This is a genomic window from Kitasatospora sp. NPDC127060 (assembly GCF_042724935.1).
GTDB lineage: Bacteria > Actinomycetota > Actinomycetes > Streptomycetales > Streptomycetaceae > Kitasatospora.
Map to the genome: position 1 here is coordinate 41,401 of NZ_JBHXEG010000068.1, position 10,703 is coordinate 52,103.

The 10,703-nt window shown below is 69.8% G+C and carries 5 protein-coding genes; all 5 read right to left on the reverse strand.

Features of this window, described 5'->3' with window-relative positions:
* Nucleotides 1-77 precede the first annotated feature (77 nt).
* A complete protein-coding gene (locus ACFWIS_RS30295; protein ID WP_380454379.1) occupies nucleotides 78-2,873 on the reverse strand; it encodes a TIGR02391 family protein in 2,796 nt (931 codons plus the stop codon).
* Nucleotides 2,851-6,159: a helicase associated domain-containing protein gene (locus ACFWIS_RS30300; protein ID WP_380454381.1), complete on the reverse strand. Its 3,309-nt coding sequence runs from the start codon at nucleotides 6,157-6,159 to the stop codon at nucleotides 2,851-2,853. Before ACFWIS_RS30300 ends, ACFWIS_RS30295 begins: the two co-directional genes overlap by 23 nt.
* Before the next feature lie 101 nt (nucleotides 6,160-6,260).
* Complete coding sequence (locus ACFWIS_RS30305; protein WP_380454383.1) at nucleotides 6,261-7,322, reverse strand: AAA family ATPase; 1,062 nt, start codon at nucleotides 7,320-7,322, stop codon at nucleotides 6,261-6,263.
* Nucleotides 7,313-9,463: a Mu transposase C-terminal domain-containing protein gene (locus ACFWIS_RS30310; protein ID WP_380454385.1), complete on the reverse strand. Its 2,151-nt coding sequence runs from the start codon at nucleotides 9,461-9,463 to the stop codon at nucleotides 7,313-7,315. Before ACFWIS_RS30310 ends, ACFWIS_RS30305 begins: the two co-directional genes overlap by 10 nt.
* Nucleotides 9,460-10,230: a TnsA-like heteromeric transposase endonuclease subunit gene (locus tag ACFWIS_RS30315; protein ID WP_380454387.1), complete on the reverse strand. Its 771-nt coding sequence runs from the start codon at nucleotides 10,228-10,230 to the stop codon at nucleotides 9,460-9,462. Before ACFWIS_RS30315 ends, ACFWIS_RS30310 begins: the two co-directional genes overlap by 4 nt.
* Between the last annotated feature and the right edge of the window lie 473 nt (nucleotides 10,231-10,703).

Consider the following 10,703-nt stretch of genomic DNA (forward strand, 5'->3'; position numbering starts at 1 on the left):
GCCGCGTGCCGCCGCCGTGGAGGTGGCAGCACGCGTCAGCGGGCCTGGCCGTCGTCGGACCTGGTCGAGTCTGCTGGCTACGGCAGGAGCCGGCGGATGGTTCCGGCTCCGAACTCGGCGACATAGACGTCGCCCGTGCTGCTGGTGGTCAGCTGGCCCGGATTTATGAGGTCCGCGGTGACTTCGCGGACCTTGTTGTTGTGCAGGCTGATGATCCGTCCTCCGTTGAAGTCGCTGAGCAGGATGGATGCCCCGGAAAGGGTGATGCCGTTCAGGCCGCTGAGCCTGTGGTCCTGCAGGAGGTCCGCAGCTGTGCTTGGCTCGGCGTATGGGATGCTCCACAGCCTGTTGTGAGCCAGATCCGTGGCTTCCTCTAGCGAAGGGGAACTCAGGATGAACAGGGAGTCTGGACCGGTGGCCATGGCGACAGGGGTTCCCTGGACGCGGGCGAGCTCTTCCGTGGTGCCGTCCAACTGCACCCGGTACAGAGCGCCGTCGTGCATGGCGGTGAGGAGCGCGTCGTTGTCCCACACGAAGGCCATAGGCACGCCCTCTGCGTCCGGCGCTACGACCACGCTGCTTTGGTAGTCGTCGTGGTGGTGCAGCACGAGAATGCTGCGGTCGCCGACGACGCGGACGGCGAGCTCTCCGTCATCGCGGGCGGCAATTGTGTCGGTGCCCTGGTCGTGGGCGGACACCGGGGGCAGCGCGCTGATCATTCGGTATGCCCGGGTCTTCGCGTCTACCCGCCAGAGGTGCCGGCCGCGCGTGCTGACGACGAGGCCCTGCGGGGTCCAGCAGATGCCACTGACGGGAGGTAGGCCGGTGAGCAGCGCGGTGGCGGTCCAGCGGGGATGGGCCGCCACGTCGACGCGGGCTTCCGCGTAGCAGCCGTCGTGCTGGCAGCGCAGGGTTGTGACGCCCGGATCCTTCGCGCGGACGGTGTTGTTCTGGACGAAAGCGATCTTCTCGTCTGTCGTCTCCACCGCTGGGCTGTTCAGCGGCACGGTCCATGTCGCAGTGCCGTCGGTGTAGTGGCCCAGGACGCGCAGCGGCACCTGCTCGCCGCGACGGAGGCGCAGAAAGCCGGGCTCGATGCTGATCCGCATCAGGCGCTCCTCGTGAACGGGAGCGCTCGGTTGGCCGTCAAGCAGCGCAGAACTGTCCCATACCGGGCGCAGCGGGCCTCCGACATGGTCGCGCGCCCAAGCCGGGCCGACCTGCTCGCGGGCCGGCGACGAGTGCCACTCGACGTAATGGCCCACCCGGCAGGTCTGACGGGTCGGCACAACCCGTTGACTGGTGATCCCAGCTTCGAGGACCTCCAGTCGAACACCCGAGACTTCGAGCAGTTGCTGGCCGAGGGCATCGCCGTACAGGGGAACGTCAACCTCGACTACTCGGTGCCAGGTCGAGCGCCGCGGGTCGCGTACCAGCCATACCGTGTGTGCCGGCCCGTGGCGTGTCCCGTCGACCAGATGGACGCGGTGCTCCCCTGGGGAGACCGCGGAGACGTCGACGACCAGGGTTCCAGGCCGGTAACTGCGCGTCGTCAACGATACTGTCTCGTCCAGCCAGACCTGGACTTGGGGGCCTGCTCGCTCGACCCACAGCGTGAGGTCTACCTGGTGGTACTGGTATCCGCGGACCGCTGGTGCGCGGTCGATGTCGCGGTCGAGAAGATCAAGCAGGGAACTTGCGTGCGCGAGGATGCGAAGGCACGAACGACGTGTCACGCACGGCAGGTTCGGCTGGCTCTTGTGGGAGCGGTCGCCTTTGAAGAGCCCGACAGCGCCTGCGAACAGCTGGACCATGCGATCCATATCGCCGTCGCGATCGGAGATCCGGATGGGATTCGTTTTCTCCTTGAAGGCAGCCTTGATCAGTAGGTCACCGATGGCTGGGCTGCCTGCCCTTTGCTGAACCTCGTCTTCCAGTCGCCGGAAGGCGGCGAAGATGGCTTCGTCGTACAGGTCAGCACGCAGCGGTGCCTCGCACGAGTCCACGATCTCTTCCCGAAGCAGGGTCAGCAGCACATCGAGGCTGTGGTCCTGGGACGGCACCGGCTGTTCCTCTCCGGCGCCTGTCGGCCTGTCTATTGCGTCCGAGGTTCTGGGAGCGTCCGCGAGCCGGTGCATAAGCGCTGTTGCCGCTGTTGCGCGCTCGCGTTCGACGGACGCGGTGTACTCCAGGAGCCCGTCCACCCCCTGTACATGCCGGTACGGCCGCACTCGTGGTCGATCCAGGGTCAGTTGCCACAGCCAGGGCTTTTCGGCTTGCCAGCCGCTGCTTGCCCAGAAACCTGGAAGCAGATCGGCGAGGACTCTGACGCGCGCTACTTTCCCACGCGCGGCTTCTACGTCTTCTGAGACTTCCTGCTCCTCTACACCCAAGGCTGCCCAGGAGACGGATGCCGTGGGCTCTTCCGGTTCCATGGTCGCGTCGGCTGCGCTCTGATCCTCGGCCTCGTCTGGCTCGTCGATGTCCAGGCCCTCGTGTGCGGCGAAGGCCTTGCTGCTGGCCATGAGCGCGGTCTCGGCCGGGCTGGTGTCGTGGCGTTCGAGATCCGTCACCCAGGCCACGAACCGCGCCAGCAGCTGCAGATCTTCAGCGCCACCCTCGCAGGCTGTCACCCCCTGAAGAGTCAGCCGGACCGCGTCGTTGTTGGAGAAGCCGTGCCTCTGCCATGGGCGGAACAGGTAGGTGTCAGGAACGGCGAGAAGCGCGGCCTGGGCGTCCTCGATGCCCAGCTCTCTGTCGGCCCACAAGTCCACCGCAGTGAATGTGGGCCAGTCACCTCGCTGCTTCATCAGGGTGTAGACCGTTTGAAGAAGCTCTCGGGTAGCGGTATCAAGCCATGTTTCCTGGGTCACAGGACGATTCTTCCGCCATTGGGGAAACAGGGCTCCCTCTTTTCCGGTGGGTACGAGACCTGTTGTCCCTGGGTGCGAGGCCGATGGCGGTGAGGAGGGTGCGTTGGTCGGGGTGCAGGGTGTGCCAGTTGGTGTGCTGGGTGGCGAGCCAGCGGTGTTCGCTTCCGGTCCAGCGCCGGTCTTCGGTCGCGGCCGTGCGGATGCGGGTGTAGGTGTGCTGCCAGCTGATTCTCCAGGGCGGGTTCCACCATGGGTCGAGTGCTGCCAGGGCTTGTTCGTGAGGCCATGGTTGGCCGGTGCGGCGTTGGTGGGCGTTGGCGCGTTTGCGTTGTTCGTACAGCCACCAGCCGAGGGGGAAGCCGTTGTTTTCGGCGTCGTAGTGGGCGGTTCCGAGTCCGCCGTGGGCGTGTGCGTAGGAACGGGCGTAGGGGAGTCCTCCGTCGATGGAGGAGGAGACGGTGGTGGGGCGCGGCTGGCCGGCGCCGGTGTGGGGGCGCTCGCGTGGTTCGTGCTGGGGTTGGGCGGTGCGCGCGTCGGCCTCGGCGATGCCGAGGTCGGCCAGGAGCTGCTGCTGGCCCGGGTAGAGGCTGTCGTAGTTGATGCACTGTGTGAGCAGCCACCGGGTGGCGCTTGGCGGTAGGCCGGGGAAGCCGGCGGCGGCGTTCAGGGCGCGGCCGTGGATCTGGGTTCTGACGGTGTGGTAGGTCATCTGCCATGGCAGGCCCCAGGGTGGGTTCCACCAGGGGTCGATGGCGTCGAGGGCTTGGACACGGTCGTGGGGGAGGCGGCCGTTCGCTGCTCGCTGGCGCTGGTTGGCGAGCCATGACCCGAGTCGGTGGCCGTTGTGGCGTGCGGTACGTGATGCGGCGAGGTGTCCGTGCTGAGCGGCGAAGGACCGGGCGTGGCCCAGGCCGGTCTCGAAGGACGCCTGCTGGGTGATGCGGCGGGGCCGTGCGCGGCGGGCGTTGGCGGCGGTGATGCCGAGTCGCGCCAGCATGTGCCGCTGGCCGGGGTGCAGGCTCTGGTAGGCGGTGCACTGGGCGTAGAGCCATTGTCCGGTCCAGTCGGGTGTGCCGGGGAACCCTCGTTGGGGGATGAGTTCGAGGCCGTTCTCGACGAGTTTGCGGGCTGCACGGTGGTTGATCTGCCAGTCCGCGCTCCAGGGTGGGTTCCACCACGGGTCGAGGGCGGCCAGCAGCGGACCTGCCGGGTAGGGGGAGGTGAACTTGGCGGTGTGGAGGTTGGCCTGGTGCCGCTGGCGGCTGAGCCAGGTACCGATGGGGAAGCCCTCGTGCCGGTCGGTGGGCGCGGTGTTGAGGTCGCCGTGGAGTGCCGCGTAGGAGCGGGCGTAGTGGAGCCCGGTTTCCAGGGAGGGCTTGTTGGTGGCGGGGTTGGGCCGGGCGGTGGCGGCGACCTGCCGGGTCAGGCCGATGGCTGCGAGCTGGTGGCGCTGCTCCACCGCGAGGTTCGGGTAGGCCACGCACTGGGTGTAGAGCCATTGGCCGAGTTCGTCGTCGAAGCCGGTGAAGGCATTCTCGGGGTCGAGGACGTGGCCGCGGCGGACCAGATCGCGCACCGCGTAGCAGGCACGCTGCCAGCCGGGCGGCCACGGTGCCGCCCACCAGGGGTCCAGGCCGTTGAACGCCTGCGCGATGGCGGGGTCTGCTCTGCCGCGCCGGGCGCGTACCCGCAGATTGGCCAGCACCTGGCCGATCGGGTAACCGTCCTGGGTGTCGTTGGACCGGGCGCACAGGTGGCGGTGCTTCTCCCAGTAGATACGTGCCTGGTCGAGGTATTCGGCGCGGATGTCCTCCATGCTGCGTGCCCGTCGGCGTGCGTGCTGGGCGTCGTGGGGCATGATGCCGATCTGGTTCAGCAGCTTCTGTTGTTGGGGGTGCAGGGCCTCGTATCTCAGGCACTGCTGGAACAGCCAGGTGCCGAGGTTCTCGCTGAAGTCGTCGAAGCCTTCCCGTGGCCTGATCACGGTGCCGGATGCGACCTGTCGGTGTGCCCGTAGGTAGAGGCGCTGCCACCGGGTGCTCCAGGGCGGGTTCCACCAGGGGTCGAGGGCTGCGAGGGCTCTGCTGCGCTCGGGAGCGAGTTTCGGTCCTGCGGCGCGCTGGTTGGCTAGCCACAGGCCGAGCTTGACGCCGTCTTTCTGGTACCCGGAGGGAATGCACAGGTGGCCGTGGTCGGCGGCGAAGGCCCGGGCGAGGGCGAGGCCGCGGGCGAATCCGTGCCCGGCGTCACCGGGCTTCTCTTCGGGTTCGGTGGTCGTGGTGCTGCGCGCTGTCGTGCCGGGGGATGCGGGCGGGGTGCGGTAGGCGGGCGGGATCCACCACATGCTGGTCGTCGTGGTGCGTTGGTCGGCGCGGGAGCGCCAGCAGGCCTGCAGCCATGCGGTCAGTGGTCCCGAGTCGGTGGCGGCCAGTGCCTCGGCGAGCCAGGGGCGTCGCAGGCGGTGGGCGAGTTCGCGGGTGAAGGTGGGGGTGTCGGCGGGCACGTGCGGCTGGTGGTTGCCGGCGTCGTTCAGGACTTGGTGCTGCCAGAAGCGGCTGGCCAGCAGTCCGGCGAGGGCGACGGTCTCGGGGTAGGTGACGATTTCCCAGGTGAGGTGGGGCGGGAGGCCGGTGTTCTGGTTGGCGGCGGCGAGCTGTTCCAGGCGCTGCGGCCACTCGGTTTCCCGGGGCCATTGGGCATCTCGCCAGGTCGTGGTGATCGCCTGGGCGACGGGGAAGGCCTCGGCGATGAGTTCGCGGCGGCGCAAGAACGTCGTGTGGCGGCCCTGGGCTCGGATGACCTGCGGCAGTCCGGCCAGGCTGAGCTGCCGGAACGCGGGCAGCGCCGGGTGGTCGTCCTGGGTGGCCAGGAGCCAGGTCTGGTGGCGCACGCAGACACGCTGGTGGACCGCCGTGTACAGCCGCGCGGGCTCGGCCCGTCCGGTGTGTGTGGCAACGCAGCGTGTGCACGCGGCCGCGGTAGGGGCGATGGAGGTGGCACCGTAGAAGGTGGCTGCCGGCCCGGTGTCGTAGCGCCCGACCGGCTCGAGCTGCGTCCAGGCGGGCAGGGCGAGCTCCAGATGCTGCGGCGGCACCGCGCACAGCGCCGCGAAGCGATCCCGCGCGTCGGCGTTGAAGTACACCTCGCCATCCGAGCTGAGGGAGGACATGGGCTTGCGGTTGCCGAAGGCGAAGAACTCGGCGATCAGGTCGTAGGCGGTGGTATGGAAGCGGCCGGCCAGACGCTCGATGAACGACAGCGTCGTCTCCCGGGCCAGGGGCCGCACGCCGCCTCCGGCACACGGGGCCGCAGGGAACAGCGTGGACGAGGGCAAGCCCGCCGCCGACCGCATGGGGCTGAGCCGTCCGGTGACAGGCCGTTGCGCGGTCACCGCCCGCTCCGCGCGGGCCGGGCGGGCCGGGCGGGGCTTCGCCGCGGCTTGGGCACGGTGGGGGCGAGCAGCTGTTCTTCTGCGCGCAGGTCCAGCTCGCACCGCTCGAGTGACTCCTTCGTGATGCGCTGGGAGCCGTCCAGGATCGCGGCTGTGGCCGCCTTGCGGATGAGCGAGACGAGGGTGCCCATCACACCCCCGGTACGCCTGTGCAGGTAGGCGGCCAGGCGGGGGAGTGTTCCCCGGCGGTGGTCGTGCAGCCGCAGCGCGCTCTCCAGGTCGGTGACCAGCTCCAGCCAGACCTGCTTTTGGCTCTCGGCCCCGTACGGCAGCGGGTCGTTGCGCAGCAGCTGGAAGCGCCCGGCGATCTGCTGCCCGCGCGGGCCGACCAGCAGCGGGGAGTCCTGCACGTCGACCCCGGCGAAGACGAACGTGGCGGCGATCCGCTCGCCCAGGTGCTTGATCTGGTCCGAGGTCTCGGCACCGGCGCGGGTGCGGGTGTCGAGGAGGTGGATGTCGTCGACCAGGACCAGCTGCGTGCGCAGTTCGCTGAGCTTCGCGCACACCAGGTCGGTGATCTCCGCCTGGTTCATACGGCGCAGCAGCGGCAGCCCCAGGAACCGGGCGAACTCGGCGACGAGCATCTTGGGGGTCGAGGCGGGCGGCACGGCGACGAACGCCACCGGAAGGCGCACGCCGGCATCGGGGTGCTTGCGCCGGTCGGCCAGTTCGAAGATCCGGCCCAGCTCCATCATGGTGGTCGTCTTCCCGGTGCTCGGGGGGCCGGAGACGATCAGCCCGCGCCTGGCCGTGCCCCGCTGGCGGCGGTTGACGTGCAGCAGCAGCTGCAGCTCCCTCGACACCTTCGTCATGACCGGGGTGGTCATGACGACGAACTGCGAGTGGTGGTCGAGTTGCTGCTCCACGGTCCACAGGGAGCTGTCGGCCGCCGGTTCCAGGGACAACGGTGGGCTGTCGACGTAGTCGCGCCAGCCCACCCAGGTCGTGATGGGCTTGAACGCGTCCTCGTCGTCAGCGGCGATCTCTACTACAGCCATCGGGCGGCCTCCTCATGGGGATTCAGCAGACGGGACACACGCGCGGAAGGGACCTGCGCCGTGGCTGCGCCCAGGGCGTCCTCTCCGTCGTCCTCGTCCTCGTCCTCGCCTTCGTCGAAGCCGAGGACGAGGTCCTCATCCGGTTCCGCCGGCTGTTCTCCCGGCGGCCGTGCCTGCACAGGTGGCGCCACATCCGACGGCACGTCCACATCACTGGGGTCGGGGCGGCGCAGCGCGACGGCCTGTCCGGCGGCGGCCCGCGCCGCCAGGGTGCGCTCACGGCGCGTACCCACCCCGGCGCCCGCACGCCGAAGCAGCGCGTCCAGCGCTCTGGCCAGGGCCAGTTCATGGGCATCGCGGTCGCTCGCGCGGGCCACCGTGGCGCGCACGTGCCGCCAGGTGTAGTCGGTGAACGGCAGGCTGACCTCGGTGGCGTGGATCCACGGAACCTCCACGAAGCCCTTCGGCAGCCGCACCCAGATCCGCGCCGGGTCGTAGGGGTTGTAGTGGACTTCCCACCGCTGCGCCTCACCTGTGCCGTAGACCGTGCGCCGCCTGAAACCGTTCAGCGCCTTGCTGTCGTAGGTGCGGTAGTCGAAGCGGATGCCGTAGTCGTTGATGACCTGCCAGCGCACCGGCAGCAGCTCGATGTGGCTGTCCGATGTAGGCGGCACCGGAACGTAGCCCGTGACGCCCACGAGCGCGGCCCACATCTCGATGGGGGACAGCGCCAGGTGGGGCAGCAGCGGGTGCCGCAGCGCGGAGTGCTTGCGCGCGTGCCAGCCCGCGACCAGCCACTCGTCGAGGAAATCCTGCAACTGCGGCAGCGTCCAGCAGGCCTCCTCCTCCACACCCGAGCCGCGCTCGGTGGTGTTCGACCCGGTGTAGCCGGCGACGTACTGGCAGAACCCGTGATTGATCGACTTGAAGGTACGCTCCACATGGCCCTTCGCCGGACCGTTCGCCGGCGGCACCGGCTGCAGCGACACTCCCAGGCTCTCGCACGCGGCCAGGAACGAGGCGGACACGAACACCCTCCCCTGATCCACGACCACCGTCTCGGGGACGATCACCGGCCGCGCGGCCGCCCCCTCCAGTCGCTCGTCCAGGCTCAGCAGCCGCTCGTAGGGCACCACCGACCGCTGCATCGCCAACACGGCGTCCCAGCCAAGGCGCATCCGCATCGGCGCGACCATCTCCGCCAGCAAGACAGCCGCGTCCACCGTGCTACTGCCCGGCGGCCTCAGCACCGCCGCGCAGATCGCCCGCGTGGCCACATCGATCGCGATCGTCAACTCCGGCCGGCCGACCACCCCGTCCGCCATCACCGCGAGCACGTCCAGCGGCGTGCTGTCCATCATCACCAGCTCACCCGGCCGCAGCGCCACCGTCGCACCGAACGGCGGCTCAGGACGCGCGGCGTGCCAGCGTCGCTGCACTGCGCTGCCCAGCACCCCCTGACCGTCCCCGAGCGCGTGCACCAGCCGGTTGAACGTCGACTGCGGCGGCACCGCCACCACCCCCGGACCGTACAGGTCCTCCAGCAACCACCGGACCCGGTCCCGCAGCGCGCTCAACGTGCCCGTCGACCTGCCCCGTTGCTCCTCAAGGACCGCCTTCACCGCCTCCACCACCCGCGGATCGGCCCGGCCCACCGGCGACCTGGGACGGGTCGTACGTTGATCCACCAGCCCCCACACGCCCCGCTCCCGGTACCGCGCCCGCATCCTGCGCACCGTCGCCACACTCGTCGGCACACCCGCCCCGGTCAGCTCCGCGGCCTTCGCCGCCTCCCGCTGCGCCATCGTCCGTGTCGCAGGGTCGTACTGGGGCCGCGGCGCCTCGCCGCCCGGCTCTGTGATGCCGGACTCGACCTCCCGCACGTGCCGCTCCCAGGCCAGGGCTTGGTCCCGGACGTGGTCGGGGAGCGCGTCCAGGAGCGCCAGCGGCGCCACCACGGGCCGATCAGCTCCCACGACCTCGAAGCCGGGATCGGTGACGAGGTGGGGGAGCGACACGGCGGCGACCGCGCCCGTTCCCGCCTCCAGCAGCCGCGCACTGGCTCCCTCCAGGACGGCAACGTTCCAGGTGCGCCCGTCCCAGCGGACCTCATCGCCGACGGTGAGCCTCAGGCGCGTCACGCGGTCACCACCGGTCCGGGCCGGACGCTGACGGCGACGACCCGTTCGTGCAGCGGCCGGTCCAGGGGGGCGCTGAGCGCTCCGCTCCACAGGGCGTGGAAGACGGCCGGCCACACCGCGATGGGATCCCCGAGCCGTCGCACTCCTTCAACAAGGAGCCGGGGCCGGGCGAAGCACGCCGCCATCTCCTCCATCCGCCCGGCCTGCGCGTTGCGAGGGTGGCGGAACCCGGCCAGCCACCGCACGTTGGCCGCGAACGCTCGGTCCGGAACCGCAGCGATGTGGTGGCGCCAGCCCACCGCCTGCGCTGCCGCGGCCATCACAGGGGCGTTCTCGGTGATCCGCTCGGAGACGCCGTCGCGGCCCGCGCAGTCGATCAGTAGACCGCTGCCGTCGGCAAGGCGCGCCATCAGGTGCGGTGTGTGGCATGCGGGTTGGCCGTCATGCCCAAGCCATGCCAACTCCACCGGGCTGCAGGCCAGTGCCACCACCTGCGGGTCATGGTCCAGCAGCATCACCTGCGTGCGCATGGCCCCGAACCCGTAGTGCACCAGGCGCCCGGTCGTGGCCGACCACCACCAGCCCGGTGCCACTCGGCGCCCACGCCGGACCGGAAAGGTACGCACTGCGGCGGACTCCTCCAGCACGACCTGACCGGCCACCTGTGGCCAGGGAAGCCGCCGCACTCGCCCCCTTGCGTCGACGATCCGTGCCTCGAACCGCCCGGGCACGTCGACCTCACCCTCACGGAGCGGGAAAACCTCCATGACCACCCCTCGCACTCATTGGACTTGCCCACTGCCCAAGTCCGATGGCTCATCGCCGGGTTGCGATTCTGGTCCGTGCCTCGCCAGCTGCCAGTGATCGCACGCTCGCAATCAGTCGAACGGGTGAACGTGGGCAGTTCTGGCAATAGGGTCGCTGGTGAGCTGGTAAGTGCCCACTCATCGATGTGATCGCGGAGGTCCTGGGTCGGATCGGCACGCGGCGTGATGACGCCTGTGATCCGGAGCTGGGCGGGTGGGCGCGGCATGGCAGCGCATGTCGGCCAGCATCGAGTGGAGGGAAGGCACTGCGAGAGCTCGGATCGGGTCACCGTCCCGCGAGGAACGTGACCGGGACTTCCCTCCAGCCCGACTGGGCAGCCGACGAGAGCGCGGCCCGCGTGGCCGCCCGCGCCTCCGTCCTGTCGGAGGCGAGCGAGGAGTAGACGGCGGGCCCCGGTCACCACAGCGGTGAC